Below are 16,127 nucleotides of genomic sequence, written 5' to 3'. Positions count from 1 at the left end.
TTCCATGAGGACGGATGAGATGCCCGGAGGCGGCGAGCGTCATTTCAGCGCATTCGAGGTGACCGCCTCGGACATCGACCACATGGGACACGTGAACAACACGGTCTATCTGCGGTGGATTCAGGACGCGGTGACCGCGTTTTGGAAGCAGCACGCACCGGGCGAGGCCGTGCGTTCGATCGCATGGGTCGCGCTCAAACACGAGATCAGCTATCGCAGCCCTGCGTTTCTTGACGAGCGTGTCGATGTCCAGATGCTCATCGACCGGTACGTGGGGGCCAGAGCCTATTTTGACGCTACCATAAGGCGAGGAGAGACGGTGCTCGCCGAGGTGAAAAGCGTCTGGTGCAGCGTCGATGTCTCGTCGCTTCGTCCGGTCCGGCTTGCCCGGGAAATCCGCGCTTCAATCCTTGGCGGCTCGAAGGCGACGGCATGACAAGTCCACTCGCCTGGCACGCGGTCACGATGGCCGCTCTTGTCTGCTCCTCCGGTGCCGCGATTGGCCAAAGCATTAACGATCGACAATCGCAGCCATTGAGCTTCGATGCGGCTCTCGCGCGGATCGACGATGCCTCGCCCGGCCTTTCCGGCGAGGACCATGCCGTCCGTGCAAGCGAACTGATCGCCGGGGCTACCCGTAGCTTGCGCCGTCCGGTCGTCAGCGCTTCGGCCAGCGTCATCGAGTATCAAAAGACGTTGTCCGTCGACCTCACTGGGCCGAAGGATAATGCGGCAAATGCCACAACCGACTTCCTATCGCAGCTGCCCGGCCAGTTTCCGGTCGGCTTGCAGCAGATCGTCGGGCAGGTCACACAGCGCGTCGGCGCCGCGCTGCCGACGATCTTCGGGGCAATCCCGGACACGCTGCAATATCAGACGCGTGATACGGTGTTTCGGCCCGCGGTCACCGCGGCCATGCCCCTTTACACGGGCGGAGCGATCCCGGCGATCCAGGCAGGCGCGGACGCCGCGGTCGATGTGGCGCGCGCCAGGCAGGCCGGTGGGCGCGACGTGTCCCGTGTCAGCCTTGTTCGAGGCTATTTCGGACAGCAGGTCGCTGCACAATTGACGCACTCCACGCGCGAGACGCTCGAGGGGTTCGACCGCCATCTGGCCGATGCGAAGAAGCTCGAGCAGAACGGGGTCATCCCCCATGCCCGCGTCCTCCAGGTCCAGGTCGCCCGCGATGCCGCGGAGCGCGCCTATGTGCGCGCGCAGCTAGAGGAAGCGACGGCCGCCGATGCGCTGGCGCGATTGCTGAATCAGCCGGGGGGCGTGAATGCGCTGACGCCTCTATTCGTCAATTCGGCGCCACTGCCGCCGGTCAGCGTGTTCATCGACGGCATCGATGCGACACCGCGAGCACGCGGCGCCGACGCTGCCCGCGACATCGCCCGTGCGGGCGTGGGCCTCGCGAAATCCCGTTACCGCCCCCAGGCTTTTGCGTTCGGCAGCTACAACGCCAACCGCAATAATGCGCTGCCGACCGAACCCGATTGGGTGGCCGGTATTAGTCTGCGATACACCCTGCTGTCGAATTTCGATCGTAAGAAGTCGCTCGATGCGGCGCGCGAGCAGGAGCGCGCAGCCGCCGATGCCGCAGCGCAGGCGCGTAAGGACGTGGCCAGCGAAATCGTTCGTGCCTGGAATCTGGTCGAAACCGCCCGGCGGTCTTTCCTGCTGCTCGACAGTAACCTTGCCGCAGCCCGGGAAAACCTGCGGGTCCAACGGGTTTCATTCTTCGAGGGTGAAGCCCCATCCTCGTCGCTTGTCGATGCCGAGGCGACGCTGGCCTCGACGCAAACCCAACGGATTGCGGCGGCCTATGAATATGACCTCGCGCTGGCGGGGTTGCTCGCGACCAGCCACCGGGTTGACGATTTCACCACCTATCTGGCGCGTGCCGATCGACGTTTGGGGGACGAGAAGTGAACGAAGAAACAGCCGCCCCGGCAAGGCGCAACACGCGGCCTATCGCGATCGTCGCGGGTGTGATCGTGGTGGTGGTCATCGTCCTGGGACTGTGGCTGGCGAGCCGTCCGGCGCCGGAGCAACTGCAGGGCATGGTCGACGCGGACGAGGTGAATGTCGGCACAAAAGCGCTCGCTCGCGTCGAGCGTTTGATTGCAGAGGAGGGGCAGCGCGTTCAGCCCGGCACGCTGCTCGCAACTCTGTCGAGCCCTGAGATCGCGGGCGGACAGGCGCAGGCGCAAGGTGCGCTCGATGCCGCACGCGCGGTTGCGTCGGAGACGAACGAGGGCGCGAGGTCGGAAGACATCGCAACGCTGCGCTCGACATGGCAGGCCGCTCAGGCGGCCGCGGATTTGGCAGCGGTGACGAGCCGGCGTACCGCCAATCTATATGCGCAAGGGGTGGTGGCAGCCCAGCGCCGGGATGAGGCAGCGGCAGCGCGCGACAGCAGCGCCCGCAACGCCGAAGCTGCGCGTCAGCAATATTTGAAGGCGCTGGCAGGAGCACGTCCGCAGAATAAACAGGCGGCGAACGCTCAGGTGCGCATTGCCGAAGCCGCACTGCGCACCGCCAACGCCTTGGGCCGTGAAACGCAATTATTCTCGCCGATTGCCGGTGAAGTTGCCCGCAAGCTGGTGCAGCCAGGCGAAGTCGTCAGCCCCGTCATCCCCGCCTATCAGGTCATCGACATCGATCACCCTTGGGTCGCGCTGAACCTGCGGGAGGACCGTTACCATGGTCTCGGGATTGGCTCCGTGCTGCACGGTCACATACCTGCGCTGCAACGCGATGCCGACTTCAAGGTCTATCTGGTTGCGCCGCGCGGCGACTTTGCGACTTGGCGTGCCACGCGTGAAGCGTCGGGCTATGACGTGCGAACCTTCGAGATCCGGCTGCATCCGGTCAGTCCGATCGAGAAGCTTCGTCCGGGAATGAGCGTCCTGTTCGACTGGCCACAATGAGCGCCTTTCGCCGGGCTCTGACGCGCGAGGTGCATCATCTGCGCCGCGACCGCTGGGATCTTGCAGGGATTACGCTGCTGCCCGGATTCCTCATTTTCATCGTCGCGGCCCTGTTCTGGCAGGGCCCACTTCGCCAGGTGCCGCTGGGGATCGTGGACGGCGACGGTAGCACGGCCAGCCGAGCAGTCATCCGGGCGCTCGACGCCTCGCCCCTCATTCGGTTCGGCGGGTATTATCCGGGGGAGGTCGACGCCGTTCGTGCGGTCCGCTCCGGCAAGATCATGGGGTTTGCACACATCCCGGCGGGGCTCGGCGAAAGCGTGGCCCGGCACCGCGAGCCAGTCGTCCGCATCCTCTACAACGGAAGTTTCCTGACCGCAGGGGGGCAGGTCGCCCGTGCGGCTGAAGAGGCGGTGACCGATGCGTTCCCTGAGATCGCCGCCAATCAGTTGCCCAATCATGCGGTACCGGCGAGCCGCGTCCGGCGTCTCGCCGTCGAGGCGACGCCGCTGGGCAACGCGCCGTCAAGCTTTGAATGGTTCTTGGGGCTGCTGATCTTCCCGGCGGTCCTGCATCTGATCGCGGCCTGCGTTTGCGCCATGGCGATTGGCCGCGAACTTGAGGGCAAATCACTGTCCGAGTGGGCTAGGGCAAGCGGCGGGGTTGCGCCGGCGATGGCCGGCAAGATGCTGCCTTATGTCCTCGCAATTAGCGGCTGGGGTCTCGCCTGGCTCCTCTACCTGACCCTTGCGCGCGGTTGGCGTATTGAAGGTAGCATCGTTCTGATCGCCTGCGGTCAGACGCTGTTCTACTCCGCGACGGCTGCCGTCGCCGCACTCCTCGTGGCGGTGACGCGTGAGACGGCTACCGCGTTGTCGGCCAGCGCCGTCTATGCCGGATCGGCCCTTGCCTATTCGGGCGCGACGCTGCCGTTGAACGGCGGAAATGCATTCGCCCGCGCTTGGAGCAATGTGCTGCCGCTCACCCATTACATCGCGCTTCAGATGGGGCAGGTCAGTGGTCAGGCGGTCGCTGCAGCCGTCGCGCCGATGGTCTCACTGATGGCCTACGTCGTCATCGCTGGCGGCGGGGCGCTGGCTTTCATCATGGTAAGGGCGCGCCGGGTATGACCTTCGATAGGGCCTTCCTCTCGACGTGGCACACCATTCTCACGTCGAAAACGCTGCTTAGTACGATGCTGCTCGCGGTCGTCCTGTATGCCTTCTACTATCCCGCGCCTTATTCCCATGAGGCGCCACGCAAGCTGCCCGTGGTCGTGGTCGATCAGGATGACAGCGCCCTCAGCCGAACCATAATCCTGGATCTGGACGCCACTCGCGCAATCAGTGTCGCGAGCGTGGTTAGGAACCTCGCCACCGCTCGGGCAGACATGCGTGAGGGCAAAGCCGATGGGGTTATCCTGATTTCCGATGGCCTTGAACGCCAGCTGCGTGCCGGAACGCCTGGGTCGGGTATCGCCGTCTGGGTCAATGCGACCTACCTTCTGCGTGCGAGCACGATCGGCGAGGCGGTGACGGCGGTCATCCAGAATATCGCGAGAACCCGTCTCCTGCCGGGCGGGCAGATCAGTCGCGGCGGTCCGCCCGTCACAGTCGTCAAAGAGCCGCTTTTCAACCGAACGGGCGGCTACAAGGGCTACGTCTTCCCGTCCGTGGCGGTCATCATCATTCAGCAGACTCTGCTGTTCGGTGCCGCAACCTTCATGGGCAATCGGCGACGGACGGGGGCATGGCAAATGGGAGCAGCGGAATTCGCCGGCACCCTTGCGGCCTTTTCGTCGGTCGGCGTTGTGGGATGCTACTTCCTGTTCGGCCTGATCTTCTGGGTGCAAGGGGTTCCGGTGGACGGCAACATCCTCGGCATGATCGTCGTCGTGCCGATCTTCGCCGTAGCAGTCGCTGCGCTGGGGTTGCTGGTAGGAAGTGCATTCGATCGGGGAGAGCGGGCGACCTACATACTGGGGCCAACGTCGGTCCCGTTCTTCTTTCTCACCGGCGCTACCTATCCGCTCGATCAGATGCCGCGCTTCTTGTCGGCCTTTTCCCATCTGATACCGTCGACGTCAGGGGTGCACACTTTCGTTCCTCTTAATCAGATGCGCGCTACGCTTGGAGACGTCACGCTCCCGCTGTTGATGCTGGTGGTGCTGGCAATCGGCTATTCGGCACTCGCGTGTCTTCGGATCGTCACCTTCGCGCTGTGGTCTGCCTCGACGGCAGCGGCGGATGCCTGAAGGAACGTAGGACGATCGCAGAGGATCATCACTGCGTTTTTCAACAGGCCCGATCGATTTTGATCCGCGCCCATGTGAGAACGTCTAGCAGGCGCGGAGCGTGTATCAAAACACATTCTCGATTGCGGTTGGTCGTGTTAGGCACGTGAGATGAGTTTTGAGAAGGTGCCATGCTGATCGGCTATGCGCGGGTGTCGACCCCCGAACAGGATCTGACGCCGCAACTCGACGCAATACGCGAAGCGGGGTGTGAGCGGACCTTCAGCGACAAGGCGAGCGGTGCGAAGGCGAACCGGATCGGCTTGGCCGATGCCCTGTCACACGCTCGCGCCGGCGACGTGCTGGTGGTCTGGAAGCTCGACCGGCTCGGCCGGACGATGAAAGGCCTGGTCGATCTTGCGGCCGAGCTGGCGGAGCGGGGTATCGGCTTCCGCTCGCTGACGGACGGGATCGATACCGCCGGCACCGCCGGCAAGCTCGTCTTCCACATCATGGCGGCCATGGCGGAAATGGAGCGGGACCTGAACCGCGAGCGCACGACGGCCGCACTGATGGTGGCGAAGCGCGAGGGCAGGGTAGGCGGCCGCAAGACAGTGATGACGCCCAAGCGGCTCGAGGCCGCCCGCAAGCTCCTGGCCTCCGGAATGCCGATGCGCGAGATCGCGCCGGCGATCGGCGTCTCGGTCCCGACACTCTACCGCCACCTTCCCGCGCCGGAATAAGAGGCGATCAGCGCGGAAGGGGTATAGCACCGACCGGATCAGTCGGCGTCGAACGCGGTTAGAATGGGGCAGGGGCCTTCCGAGCCCGACCCACATTCATGAGCAAGCCGCTGGAGTGATGCGCGCACGCGCTTCAGCTCCTGGATCTTCGCATCCAGCGCCGCGATCCGCTCGTTGGCAAGCTGGCGTGCCCGAGCGCGATCGTCGGTCGCGTCCAGCGCCACCAGTTCTCCGATCTGCTCCAACGTGAAGCCAGCGGCCTGCGCCGATCGGATGAACCGGAGCCGGCGAACATCGTCTGCTGTGTAGCGGCGAATACCGCCATTCGAGCCCGATCCTTCAGGCCTCTCCGGCGTCTCGAGCAACCCTCTGCGCTGATAATAGCGGACCGTTTCTACACCGACGCCGCCCTCGCGCGCGAGCCCCGCAATTGTCACGTCGGCCATGCCTTGACTCCGTACCATAGTACGGCCCCTATATAGGTGTCGCGAACATGGTGGAGAAGAACATGGCGACCGCGGCGCCCAAGAAGGCAACGATCTACCGCATGGTGATGCCGACGCACACCTGCCCCTACGGCTTGAAGGCAAAGGACCTGCTGCACCGACGCGGCTACGAGGTCGAGGACCATTGGCTGACGACGCGCGAGGAAACCGACGCATTCAAAGCCGAGCACGGGGTCAAAACGACACCCCAGACCTTCATCGGTGGCGAGCGGGTAGGCGGCTACGACGATCTGCGCCGGTTTTTCGGCAAGACCGTGGCCGACCCCAAGGCGGTGACCTACCGGCCGGTCGCGGTTGTGTTCGCGATGACGGCATTAATGGCGCTGGCGGCCAGCTATGCCGTGCTCGGCACACCCTTCACGGTACGCGCCGGTGAGTGGTTCATCGCCTTCTCCATGTGTGTGCTGGCGCTGTTGAAGCTCCAGAACGTCGAGAAGTTCGCGACCATGTTCCTCAACTACGACTTGCTCGCGAAGCGCTGGGTGCCATACTCCTATATCTACCCCTACGCGGAAGGCGCGGCGGGCGTGCTGATGGCGGCCGGCGTATTGACCTGGTTGTCGGTGCCGATCGCGCTGGTGATCGGGACGATCGGGGCGGTCTCGGTCGTCAAGGCCGTGTATGTCGACAAGCGCGAGCTGAAATGCGCGTGCGTGGGCGGTGACAGCAATGTGCCGCTGGGCTTCCTGTCGCTCACCGAGAACGTGATGATGGTCGCCATGGCGATCTGGATGGTGCTGGGCGTCGCGCACTGATCTGGTGCAGCGTCCCGGCGCAGCCTAGAAGGGCCGCATGAGCTTCGGCCGCCTCGCCCGCACACTCGCGCTGCTCCTGCTGGGCGCGATGCTGTTCGTGCGGATGGGCCCAATGTGCGAGGCCATCGCGCAGGCTGCTCCGCCTGCGGAGGCGCATGCCGGAATGGCCGATTGCGATCGAGCGCCGCCCACGCCCGTGAAAAAGGCCCCTTCGGTGGACTGCGTAGGAGCCTGCATCGCGACGGTCCTCGACGTTCACACGTCTCCCGCGCCGCAGCTCGCCGTGCGGACGAACCTGCCCGCACCCGAGCCTCATGCCCTTGTTGGTCGCTCGGGCGGTCCTGCGCCGCCACCTCCTCGAACCGCCTGATCGACGTGGATTCCAATCAATCAGTGCATTCGAGGAAAATTACACATGAAGACCATCAAGTTCATCGGCGCGGCCATCGCGCTCGCTCTCGTTCCCGCCACGGCCTTTGCCGCCGCTGACTGCTGCGCCGGGAAGGAGTGCTGCAAGGATGGCGCCGACTGCTGCAAGGACAAGGACGGCGCGAAGAAGGATTGTTGCGCCGACATGAAGGACATGAAGCACGGCGAGCACGCCGGTCACGACATGTCGGGCATGCAGAAGAAGTAAGCGGAGAGGGAGGCGTTCGCGCCTCCCTTTTTCAATGGCGGGCGAACACTCTGCGGCCGCTCAGCCCAAACGCGATCACGTCATAGGCCTGGGCCTTCATGCCCGGCATTTCCATGCCGGGTGAGCCCATCGGCATTCCGACGACAGCGAGGCCGGTGACGCCCTTCGGATGCGTGGCAAGGGCGCGCTTCATGTCGGCGATCGGGACGTGGCCCTCGAAGGTCATACCGTCGATGATGGCAGTGTGACACGAGGCGAGGTCCTGAGGTACACCGCGTGCCTTCATGAACGCCGGCCGGTTCGCATCGTCGACGACGCGGACGGCGCGGCCGAACTGCGCCTTCACCTGCTGCGCCCATTTCTCGCAACAGGGGCAACCCGGGTCGCGATGCATCAGGACGGGACCTGCAGCGAGAGCCCCCGCAGGGGTAGCGCACGCCAGCGCGGCGGCGAGAAGGCGAAAGCGATCCATATCTGAGTTCCCGGGTGGCCATCCCCCCGCACGGTGACGGGGGGAGGGACGATAGTCGATTACTGGGCGCTCTTGCCATGCGCCCGCAGCCAGGCGTTCAACTCGCCGATCTCGCGGGTCTGCTCTGCGATCGTCTTGGTGGCCATCTGGCGAACCTTGGGATCCTTGGTTTCGCGCAGCACGATACGCGACATGGCGATGCCGCCACGGTGGTGCTCGACCATCTTGCGGACCCACGTCTCGGTGGCATCCGCACCCATCGCCGACATCATCTTCTGATGCATGTCCATCTCGGCCTGCGGGTACGGGTTCGCCGGCGTCGGCCGCATCATCTGCCCATGGTTCATGCCGGAATGGTCCATGCCCTGCATCTGGGCGACCGCGGGGACCGCGCCGAGGGCGGCCGCGACGGCCAAAATCATCATCTTCTTCATCGTGTCGCTCCTGCGTCAAAGCCCCCGCTCAACAGGGATACGGGCTTCAAACGATTAGCCCTCAAGCGATGTTGCTCAGCGGATCGGCTGAAGCGTGTTGATGCCGACGCTCTCGTCGGTTTCGGGGGGCGGGGGAGGCACCTGCTTGTCGCGATAGGAGGGGAGGTCGGGCGCATTATCGGGCGTCGGGTGCGCCTCGAGCCGAGCGATGTAGCGCTTCATCTGCGCGATCTCGCGGACCTGGGCGTCGATGATCCCGTCTGCGAGCTTGCGCACCTCGGGGTCTTTGATGTGCGCTCGCTCGCTGGTCATGATCGCGATCGAGTGATGCGGGATCATGGCCTTCATATACGCGACGTCGCCGACCGTCTCCTGGCTGCGGACAAGCCACAAGGCGCCGGCGAACACCACGATCGAGGCCGCCACGATGCCGAGATTGGCCTTCCGGTTGGGGTACATGCTCCACATGAAGCCGATCATGATGAGCGCCATCACGGCGCCCATAACGATCGCCATCCATGTCCTGGTCTGGCTGTATTCGACGTGGCTCAGCGCGTAAGTGTTGAGATACATGAGGCCGAACATCACGACCGTCGACGTCACGATCATCGCGGCGAAGCGCCCGTAGCTCATCCCCATAGCGCCGCCCTGTTTGGAATTGGGGTCGTGGTCCATGTCGCGCTCTCCTGTTCGGCCCCACCCACTGAAGGATACGCGGCTCTCTAGCGGACCCCTTGAGCTTTTCTGCGGCGTCGACGGGGCCAGCGCATGAAGAGCAGGATTGCCCCGGCGACGGCGAACACGAGTCCCCCCGCTGCGAAGGCGTTGAGCCACGGCGTGTTGAACCGTTCGTGCTCGGTCCAATCCATGATGTGGAGTCCCCAGAAGAAGTCGTAGAGCCGCCACGTGCCGGTTCGCACCGATGTCAGCCGGCCAGTCTCCGCCGCGACGTAGATGCGGGTTCCGTCGGTGTCGGGGAAGGAAGCACGCCAGGCGGGGAGGGCACCGCGGTACTCGGTGCTGGGGCGCTCGATCCGCTCGACGACGGGCGCCGAACCAGTTTCGCCGCGATACGCCTGCCTTGCGATCAGCGCTGCGGCCGGGCCGTCGACCGGGGGCAGCGGCTTTGCGGTGCGGGCGTCCAGCAAACGCACCTTGCCGTCGCCGAGCTGGGCTTCGACGATCGGCCGCCCCAGCAGCATCCGGTGCTGGAGCTGACGCACCGGCGCTCCGGCCGATGCGAGAAGGGCAGGGACGGGCGCGAAATCCTGAGTGGCGATCAGGGCCGGTTCGACGTTCCGGTCGATCCGGTGATCGCCATGCACGGTGTCGATCGGCAGCAGGCTCATGACGAGCCCGCTGGTGAACCAGACGATCGCCTGCGCCCCGATCAGGAGCGCAAGCCAGCGGTGAACCTTGCTTGCCCCGACATGGAGGCGGAGCCGCGGGCTCAGAACCAGGTCCTCACGCCCGCGACGAAGCTGAAGCCGCCCGTATTGTCACCGCGTGCGCGGGTGAAGCGCGCGGTGTCGCCGAACTGCCGCTCCCACGACACGCCGATGTAGGGCGCGAACTCGCGCCGGCCCTCGTAGCGAAGCCGAAGCCCGGCCTCGAGGTCCGTGAGCCCGGAGCCGGTGCCGGTTTCGGGCACGTCCTGCGCGGAGAAATTGGCCTCCACCCTAGGCTGGAGCACGAACCAGTTGGTGATGCGCTGGTCGTAATAGCCCTCCGCACGGCCAAGCACGTCGCCCTTGTCGGAGAGGAACAATGCGCCCTCCACCTCGAACCAACCGGGGGCCAGCCCCTCGATCCCTACCGTCGCGTAGGTGCGCGAGGGGTTGGGCTTGAAGTCGTAGCGAACGCCCGCCTGAAGGTTCCAGTATGGATCGAGCGCGCGGCTGTAGAGCGCCTGCACCTCGGCCTGTTCGAGCGGCTTGCCGAACGTGCCTTCGCCCTCGCTCTTTAGCGTAAAGCGATTGATGTCGCCCCCGATCCAGGCCTCGCCATCCCAGCGATAGCCGTCGCCACCCTTGCGAGCCTGATATTCGGCGAGATTGAAGAGGATCTGATAGACGGTCATTCCGCCATGCTCGCGGCGTAGATCGTTCTCGCGCGAGCTGGCCATGGCGTCCGCGCCCCAGAAACGATCGGCGAGGTGGTCCCCGGCCGGAGCGGGAGCGGGCTTGTTGCCGGGGGGAAGGTCGGTTCCGACCTTGGCAGCGGGCTGATCGCCGGGCATCGCCATGCCCGGCATCGTGCTCATGTCGTGGCCGGCATGCGGGTCCTGCCCCGCACCTGTCGATGCTGCCATGCCCGGCATAGCAGACATATCGTGACCGGCGTGCGGGTTCTGGGTGGGCGCAGCCTGCTGCTGACCGCTCATATCCATTCCCTGCATCCCGCTCATGTCATGCCCGGCATGAGGGTCGGCAGCCTGCGTCTTCGCCGGTTGCGCGCGCCGCGGCGCGGTGCATCGGACGGGAGCCTTACGCTTAGTCGCGGACTTGGCCGCGGCTTTCGCCTTCGGCTTGGCGGCCGGCTTTGCCGGCATCGTCATGCCCGGCATGTTGTGCATGGAATGGTCCATGGTCTGCCCGAATGCGGGTGTCGCAAGGCCGAGCGGCGCCATACCGGCGAGGAGGAGCGACCGGATCACGCCGCGGCCTCCCCGGCCTTGCGGACCTGGACAACGCGCATCATGCCCGCGTGCATGTGGTAGAGCATGTGGCAGTGGAAGGCCCAGTCGCCTTCCTCGCCGGTCACGTCCCAGCTCACCGTGCCTCCCGGCTGCACCAGCACCGTATGCTTTCGGGGGGCGTAGGCGCCCTTGCCGGTCACCAGGTCGAAGAAGTGGCCGTGGATGTGGATCGGATGTCCCATCATCGTGTCGTTGATGAGCGTCACCCGTACCCGCTCGCCGTGAAGCAGCGTGATCGGGTCGGGGTTCTCCGACAGCTTCTCGCCGTCGAAGCCCCACATATAGCGCTCCATGTTGCCGGTGAGGTGGAGCTTGATCTCCCGCTCCGGTGCGCGTGTGTCCGGGTTGCGGTCGAGCGCCATCAGGTCGCGATAGGTGAGAACGCGATGCCCGACATTCTCCAGCCCCTGCCCGGGATCGCCGGTCCGATCGACCGGCATCGGCGAGATGGTCTGCACGCCCGGTCCCTTTTTAACCTCGGGGGCATTGCTGAAATCGCGCATGGAATGGCTCACGCCGCCCATGTCCATCCCGCCCATCTGATCGCCGTTCATCGCCGGCATCGTGCCGGAGCCATGGTCCATACCGGCCATGGCGCCGCCCTGAGCCTGGCCGTGGTCCATGCCTGCCATGCCGCCTGCCGCGGTGCCGGCCGCGCCGTGGTTCATTTGGGAATGATCCATACCCGGCATTGCGCCGGTGCCCGCGCCATGCCCCATCGCAGCATGGTCCATGCCGGACATCGAACCCGCAGCGCCGCCCATGGCGCCATGATTCATGCCGCCGTGGTCCATCGTGCCATGATCCATGCCGCCCATGCCCATGTCCTTCATGGTCGCGAGCGGGCGCTTGCGGAGCGGGGGCACCTCGGCCGCCATGCCCTCGCGCGGAGCGAGCGTCGCGCGGGCCATGCCGGAGCGATCGATGCTCTCACCGACCAGCGTATAGGCGCGCAGGTCGGGCGGGGTGACGATCGCGTCATAGGTCTCGGCCGGGCCGAACTGGAACTCGTCGATCTCGACCGGGCGCACGTTCAAGCCGTCGGCCGCGACGATCGTCATCGGCAGGCCCGGTATGCGGACGTTGAAGGTGGTCATCGACGAGGCGTTGATGAAGCGCAGCCGTACCCGCTCGCCGGGGCGGAATAGCGCGGTCCAATTGTCCTTGGGGCCGTAGCCGTTGACCAGGTAGGTGTAGACCGAGCCCGTGACGTCGGCGACGTCGGCGGGGTCCATCCGCATCTTGCCCCACTCCAACCGCTCTTTCAGCGACTGATCCTTGCCGGCGAGAAGCCCGGCCAGGGTCTGGCGCTGGCGGTTGAAGTAGCCCGACTCCTTCTTCAACCGATCGAAGAGGTAGTGCGGGTGGTGGAAGCTGTGGTCGGACAGCACGATCACGTGCTCCCGGTCGAACTTCACCGGATCGGGATTCTTCGGATCGATCAGGATCGGGCCGTAGTGTCCCTCCTGCTCCTGAAGCCCGGAATGGCTGTGATACCAGTAGGTCCCGCTCTGGATGATCGGGAACTCGTAGGTGAAGGTCGAGCGCGCCGGAATGCCGGGGAAGGCGATCCCCGGCACCCCGTCCATCTGAAAGGGCAGCAGCAGCCCATGCCAGTGGATCGAGGTTTCCTCGTCGAGCTCGTTGACGACGTGGAGGCGGACGTTCTGTCCCTCGCGCAAGCGGATGAGCGGCGCGGGCACGGTGCCGTTGATGCCGATGGCGTGGCTCTGCCGCCCGTCGATCATCATCATCTGATGCGCGACCTTGAGCGTGATGTCCTCGCCCGACACCGTGGGCAACGGCTTGGCGATGCCGGCGGAGACGGGCTGTGCCCATGCCGGCATATAGGCCGACAAGGCGAGGCCGCCTCCTGCCAGACTGGCACCGCGCAGCACCTGGCGGCGGTCGAGAACGCGCGACATGCAAGCTCCTAAGAATGGGGCCGTGAAAGGGCCGTCGCTTCTTCTACGCGGCCGATCCGTCCAGCCCTCAGCGGTTCCCGAGTTTTTCGAGCAGCCGCGCCCGCGCGCGATACAGGCGGGTTTCGACCGCCTTCTGGCTGATCCCCAGCACCTCGGCCGTCTCGGCCTGGCTCAGGCCTTCGATCGTCCGAAGTACCAAAGGCTCCTTCAGGTTCGCGGGCAAGGTCGAGATGGCGCGGGTCACACGATCGAGTTCCTGCCGATCGCCGGCTGCGTCGTCGATCGGCACCTGTTCGTCGACGATGCTCTGGACCTGTTCGTCGTTCGGCAGCGCGAACGACAGAAACCGGCGCACGGCACGCTTACGCGCCCAATCGCGGCATTTGTTGACGGCGATGGTCGTTAGCCACGCCTGCATCGATCGGTTGGGGTCGTAGCGCGACAAGGCCTGATGCGCGGCCACAAACGCTTCCTGCGTCACGTCCAGCGCTTCGTCGGCATCGCCGAGGAAGGCGCGCGAAAGCCGGAACATCGGCTGCCGATAGCGTCGCACGATCTCGGCGAAAGCGGCTTGTCGGCCGGCGATGCTGAGCGTCGCCAGTTCGCCATCCGACAGCGCGGTCCAATCGAGGCTCACCCCTGGCCGTCGGTGAGCGCCTTCACCACCGCGTCATCGAATTGAGAGGTCTGATCGGGCCGGAGAAGCTGACGCATGGCGAAGATGTGCGCCAGCGTCGCCTTCTGCAGCTCGCCCATCGCGGCATGGCTCTGGTCGACCGCAGCGGCCACCCGCGGACCATTGCCGTGCTCGGCCTCGATCGCCTCGGCAAGGCGGGCATTGGCGGCACGCATCTCCAGCTCGAGGGCGCGGCGTTGCACCGCGAACCGGTCTTCGAGCACCTTCAATCGGGCCTGCTGGTCGCCATCGAGCGCTAGCTTGTGGTGCAGCACCTCGTGGAGCGCCGCACCGGGTTGCTTGGGCTGCGGCAGCAGCGCGCGCCCGATAAAGACACCACCAATCGCTGCCAGGAAGGCGAGCAAGGCGCACAGGACAACCCGCTTGGTCGAGGTCATGGCTCGCCGATCAGCAACGCGGAAGGAGCGAGGGGGGAGGCTCCGCCGAGCGGCGCGAGCGAGACAGCAGGGCTTGCCGTCGCGGGCAGCTCGGCACCGACGATCCCGATACCGAGCGCCGCGGCGGTTATCACACCGATCCCGAGCCCGGCCCCGCGCACGGCGGGGCGGCTGCCGATCCGTGCGAGGATCTGGTCCTCGATACCCTCCAACGCGGCCGGGGCGGGTGCGCCCGCTAGTCGCGCCAATGCTCTGTCTAGATCGTCCATGCTTTCCACTCCGCCCCTCTATCACCGGATACGCATCGCTGCCCATCATCCCTCAACAGCTGGTGAGGGGTCGGGCAGCGCGCCGCGTAGAAGGGTGCACGAACCTCGTCGGAGTACCTCATGCGTAGTCTCGCCCTTCCTGCCGCCCTCGCTCTCCTGAGCCTCGCCAGTGCGGCGCAGGCTCACCCGAAGCTCGTTGTGGCCTCACCCGCGCCCAACGCGACCGTTGCCAAGCCCGCGCGTGTCGCTTTGCAGTTCAGCGAGAAGCTGATGCCGAAATTCTCTGGCGCGGACCTGATGATGACGGGCCATGGCGGCGCCACGCACCCGCCGATGAAGGTTGCAGCCACCACCCAGGTTGCACCCGACGGTCGAACGCTGGTCGTGGTGCCCAAGTCGCCGCTCGGTGCGGGCCGCTACAGCGTCGCATGGCACGTCGTCTCGGCCGACACGCATCGGGTGTCCGGCAACTTCGCCTTCGCGGTGAAGTGAGGTGGACGCCGACTGGCCGCTGATCGGGGTCCGCTTCGCGCTTTATGCGACGTTGAGCGGGCTGTTCGGCCTGTCGGCGTTCAGCCTCTACGGGCTCAAGGCCGGGGAGCGCGCAGACGCACTCGCCTTGCGCCCCTGGCTGGTGGGGACCGGGCTGCTCGGCCTTCTGTTTTCCGGCATCGCGCTCGTCCTCCTCGCAGCGGCGATGGCAGGTGCGCCGGCGTGGCCGATCGATTGGGAAGCGATCGGAATGCTGATCACCGGCTCCGCGACGGGCACGGCGTGGGAAGCGCGCATGGTCGCGCTGATTGTGGCCGTGATCGCCGCGCTGATCGCGGCAGGACGTACCGCGCCGCTCGGCATGGTGGCGCTCGCGGCGGGCATTGCGCTCGCGACGCTCGCCTGGACAGGCCATGGCGCGATGGATGAGGGCGCGACGGGCTGGGTCCATCTGCTGGCCGATATTCTGCATCTGTTGGCGGCCGGAGCCTGGGTCGGCGCACTGCTCGGGTTGACGCTGCTCGTGGTGCGACCGGCAGTTCGCGTCGACGTCGCGCATCTCAGACTGACCCACCGGGCGTTGCACGGCTTCGGTCTGGTCGGCACGCTCGTGGTCGGCACGATCGTTGTGACGGGCCTGGTCAATGGCTGGCTGCTGGTCGGTGCCGGCAATTTACCGAGACTTCTGACCACCCTTTACGGCCAGCTCCTCCTCGCCAAGCTGGTACTGTTCGGCGCGATGCTGGGGCTGGCCTCCCTCAATCGTTTCCGGCTGACGCCGGTTTTCGAGCGCTCGGTTGCCGCGGGCGATCATCGGGCCGCGCTTGGTGCTCTGTGGCGCAGCCTCGCGATCGAGACGAGCTGTGCGGTCACGATCCTCGCTCTGGTCGCCTGGCTGGGGATGCTCGAGCCCCCCGCAACGGCGATGTGAGGAGCGGGCGGCCGATCGCCACCCG

Annotated in this window: 20 protein-coding genes; 10 read left to right on the top strand and 10 right to left on the bottom strand. The window is 65.7% G+C overall.

Annotated elements, in window-relative coordinates:
• Positions 1–19 precede the first annotated feature (19 nt).
• From GGQ96_RS17875 to GGQ96_RS17850, 6 genes are all read left to right on the top strand, one after another.
• A complete protein-coding gene (locus GGQ96_RS17875) occupies positions 20–436 on the top strand; it encodes an acyl-CoA thioesterase (RefSeq protein ID WP_184116749.1) in 417 nt (138 codons plus the stop codon).
• Positions 433–1,932, top strand: coding sequence for a TolC family protein (locus GGQ96_RS17870; protein ID WP_184116748.1), 1,500 nt, complete (start codon positions 433–435; stop codon positions 1,930–1,932). Before GGQ96_RS17875 ends, GGQ96_RS17870 begins: the two co-directional genes overlap by 4 nt.
• Positions 1,929–2,933, top strand: coding sequence for an HlyD family secretion protein (locus GGQ96_RS17865; protein ID WP_184116747.1), 1,005 nt, complete (start codon positions 1,929–1,931; stop codon positions 2,931–2,933). Before GGQ96_RS17870 ends, GGQ96_RS17865 begins: the two co-directional genes overlap by 4 nt.
• A complete protein-coding gene (locus GGQ96_RS17860; protein ID WP_184116746.1) occupies positions 2,930–4,063 on the top strand; it encodes an ABC transporter permease in 1,134 nt (377 codons plus the stop codon). Before GGQ96_RS17865 ends, GGQ96_RS17860 begins: the two co-directional genes overlap by 4 nt.
• Positions 4,060–5,187, top strand: coding sequence for an ABC transporter permease (locus GGQ96_RS17855; protein ID WP_184116745.1), 1,128 nt, complete (start codon positions 4,060–4,062; stop codon positions 5,185–5,187). Before GGQ96_RS17860 ends, GGQ96_RS17855 begins: the two co-directional genes overlap by 4 nt.
• A 170-nt stretch (positions 5,188–5,357) precedes the next feature.
• On the top strand, positions 5,358–5,909 hold the full coding sequence (locus GGQ96_RS17850) for a recombinase family protein (RefSeq protein WP_184116744.1): 552 nt from the start codon (positions 5,358–5,360) through the stop codon (positions 5,907–5,909).
• 38 nt (positions 5,910–5,947) lie between these two features.
• Here GGQ96_RS17850 and GGQ96_RS17845 read toward each other — a convergent pair whose 3' ends face one another.
• Positions 5,948–6,355, bottom strand: a complete 408-nt coding sequence (locus GGQ96_RS17845; RefSeq protein ID WP_041043303.1) for a MerR family transcriptional regulator — start codon at positions 6,353–6,355, stop codon at positions 5,948–5,950.
• A gap of 62 nt (positions 6,356–6,417) precedes the next feature.
• Between GGQ96_RS17845 and GGQ96_RS17840 the strand changes: the two genes are divergently transcribed.
• Both GGQ96_RS17840 and GGQ96_RS17835 read left to right on the top strand, forming a co-directional pair.
• Complete coding sequence (locus GGQ96_RS17840; RefSeq protein ID WP_114688884.1) at positions 6,418–7,170, top strand: MauE/DoxX family redox-associated membrane protein; 753 nt, start codon at positions 6,418–6,420, stop codon at positions 7,168–7,170.
• A gap of 415 nt (positions 7,171–7,585) precedes the next feature.
• On the top strand, positions 7,586–7,807 hold the full coding sequence (locus GGQ96_RS17835; RefSeq protein WP_058733717.1) for a hypothetical protein: 222 nt from the start codon (positions 7,586–7,588) through the stop codon (positions 7,805–7,807).
• Positions 7,808–7,838: 31 nt separating this feature from the next.
• Here GGQ96_RS17835 and GGQ96_RS17830 read toward each other — a convergent pair whose 3' ends face one another.
• From GGQ96_RS17830 to GGQ96_RS17790, 9 genes are all read right to left on the bottom strand, one after another.
• On the bottom strand, positions 7,839–8,279 hold the full coding sequence (locus GGQ96_RS17830; protein ID WP_246360703.1) for a DUF411 domain-containing protein: 441 nt from the start codon (positions 8,277–8,279) through the stop codon (positions 7,839–7,841).
• A 59-nt stretch (positions 8,280–8,338) separates the two neighbouring features.
• On the bottom strand, positions 8,339–8,713 hold the full coding sequence (locus GGQ96_RS17825; protein WP_066779343.1) for a DUF305 domain-containing protein: 375 nt from the start codon (positions 8,711–8,713) through the stop codon (positions 8,339–8,341).
• A 75-nt stretch (positions 8,714–8,788) separates the two neighbouring features.
• Positions 8,789–9,388, bottom strand: coding sequence for a DUF305 domain-containing protein (locus GGQ96_RS17820; RefSeq protein WP_197420567.1), 600 nt, complete (start codon positions 9,386–9,388; stop codon positions 8,789–8,791).
• A gap of 47 nt (positions 9,389–9,435) precedes the next feature.
• Entirely contained in the window at positions 9,436–10,167 is a 732-nt protein-coding gene (locus GGQ96_RS17815; RefSeq protein ID WP_281392679.1) for a PepSY domain-containing protein, read from the bottom strand.
• Positions 10,164–11,342 (bottom strand): copper resistance protein B, encoded by a 1,179-nt coding sequence (locus GGQ96_RS17810; protein WP_184116743.1) that lies wholly within the window; start codon positions 11,340–11,342, stop codon positions 10,164–10,166. The genes GGQ96_RS17815 and GGQ96_RS17810 overlap by 4 nt, the downstream gene beginning before the upstream one ends.
• Before the next feature lie 23 nt (positions 11,343–11,365).
• The gene (locus GGQ96_RS17805) at positions 11,366–13,336 is read right to left on the bottom strand and encodes a copper resistance system multicopper oxidase (protein ID WP_184116742.1); all 1,971 of its coding nucleotides are present in this window, start codon (positions 13,334–13,336) and stop codon (positions 11,366–11,368) included.
• A 67-nt stretch (positions 13,337–13,403) separates the two neighbouring features.
• Positions 13,404–13,973: an RNA polymerase sigma factor gene (locus GGQ96_RS17800; RefSeq protein ID WP_041043254.1), complete on the bottom strand. Its 570-nt coding sequence runs from the start codon at positions 13,971–13,973 to the stop codon at positions 13,404–13,406.
• Positions 13,970–14,410: a periplasmic heavy metal sensor gene (locus GGQ96_RS17795; RefSeq protein WP_041043253.1), complete on the bottom strand. Its 441-nt coding sequence runs from the start codon at positions 14,408–14,410 to the stop codon at positions 13,970–13,972. Before GGQ96_RS17795 ends, GGQ96_RS17800 begins: the two co-directional genes overlap by 4 nt.
• Positions 14,407–14,679, bottom strand: a complete 273-nt coding sequence (locus GGQ96_RS17790; RefSeq protein WP_093008121.1) for a hypothetical protein — start codon at positions 14,677–14,679, stop codon at positions 14,407–14,409. Before GGQ96_RS17790 ends, GGQ96_RS17795 begins: the two co-directional genes overlap by 4 nt.
• Positions 14,680–14,799: 120 nt before the next feature.
• On the opposite strand from GGQ96_RS17790, the gene copC reads away from it, so the two are divergent.
• Both copC and copD read left to right on the top strand, forming a co-directional pair.
• Positions 14,800–15,171 (top strand): copper homeostasis periplasmic binding protein CopC, encoded by a 372-nt coding sequence (copC, locus tag GGQ96_RS17785; RefSeq protein ID WP_093008123.1) that lies wholly within the window; start codon positions 14,800–14,802, stop codon positions 15,169–15,171.
• Position 15,172: 1 nt separating this feature from the next.
• Positions 15,173–16,102 carry a copper homeostasis membrane protein CopD gene (gene copD, locus GGQ96_RS17780; RefSeq protein ID WP_184116741.1) on the top strand — a complete coding sequence of 310 codons (930 nt, stop codon included), beginning with the start codon at positions 15,173–15,175 and terminating at the stop codon, positions 16,100–16,102.
• Positions 16,103–16,127: the final 25 nt, after the last annotated feature.

Source organism: Sphingomonas abaci, assembly GCF_014199625.1.
Classification (GTDB): domain Bacteria; phylum Pseudomonadota; class Alphaproteobacteria; order Sphingomonadales; family Sphingomonadaceae; genus Sphingomonas; species Sphingomonas abaci.
This window is presented reverse-complemented; position numbering and strand designations above follow the sequence as displayed.

What these genes read in the sequence shown, in the direction of transcription:
- GGQ96_RS17795 (WP_041043253.1), bottom strand. Translation starts at nt 14,410, where the DNA reads ATGACCTCGACCAAGCGGGTTGTCCTGTGCGCCTTGCTCGCCTTCCTG.
- GGQ96_RS17825 (WP_066779343.1), bottom strand. Translation starts at nt 8,713, where the DNA reads ATGAAGAAGATGATGATTTTGGCCGTCGCGGCCGCCCTCGGCGCGGTC.
- GGQ96_RS17835 (WP_058733717.1), top strand. Translation starts at nt 7,586, where the DNA reads ATGAAGACCATCAAGTTCATCGGCGCGGCCATCGCGCTCGCTCTCGTT.
- GGQ96_RS17790 (WP_093008121.1), bottom strand. Translation starts at nt 14,679, where the DNA reads ATGGACGATCTAGACAGAGCATTGGCGCGACTAGCGGGCGCACCCGCC.
- GGQ96_RS17820 (WP_197420567.1), bottom strand. Translation starts at nt 9,388, where the DNA reads ATGGACCACGACCCCAATTCCAAACAGGGCGGCGCTATGGGGATGAGC.
- GGQ96_RS17830 (WP_246360703.1), bottom strand. Translation starts at nt 8,279, where the DNA reads ATGGATCGCTTTCGCCTTCTCGCCGCCGCGCTGGCGTGCGCTACCCCT.
- GGQ96_RS17840 (WP_114688884.1), top strand. Translation starts at nt 6,418, where the DNA reads ATGGCGACCGCGGCGCCCAAGAAGGCAACGATCTACCGCATGGTGATG.
- GGQ96_RS17860 (WP_184116746.1), top strand. Translation starts at nt 2,930, where the DNA reads ATGAGCGCCTTTCGCCGGGCTCTGACGCGCGAGGTGCATCATCTGCGC.
- copC (WP_093008123.1), top strand. Translation starts at nt 14,800, where the DNA reads ATGCGTAGTCTCGCCCTTCCTGCCGCCCTCGCTCTCCTGAGCCTCGCC.
- GGQ96_RS17875 (WP_184116749.1), top strand. Translation starts at nt 20, where the DNA reads ATGCCCGGAGGCGGCGAGCGTCATTTCAGCGCATTCGAGGTGACCGCC.
- GGQ96_RS17805 (WP_184116742.1), bottom strand. Translation starts at nt 13,336, where the DNA reads ATGTCGCGCGTTCTCGACCGCCGCCAGGTGCTGCGCGGTGCCAGTCTG.
- GGQ96_RS17845 (WP_041043303.1), bottom strand. Translation starts at nt 6,355, where the DNA reads ATGGCCGACGTGACAATTGCGGGGCTCGCGCGCGAGGGCGGCGTCGGT.
- GGQ96_RS17870 (WP_184116748.1), top strand. Translation starts at nt 433, where the DNA reads ATGACAAGTCCACTCGCCTGGCACGCGGTCACGATGGCCGCTCTTGTC.
- GGQ96_RS17810 (WP_184116743.1), bottom strand. Translation starts at nt 11,342, where the DNA reads ATGGCGCCGCTCGGCCTTGCGACACCCGCATTCGGGCAGACCATGGAC.
- GGQ96_RS17850 (WP_184116744.1), top strand. Translation starts at nt 5,358, where the DNA reads ATGCTGATCGGCTATGCGCGGGTGTCGACCCCCGAACAGGATCTGACG.
- GGQ96_RS17855 (WP_184116745.1), top strand. Translation starts at nt 4,060, where the DNA reads ATGACCTTCGATAGGGCCTTCCTCTCGACGTGGCACACCATTCTCACG.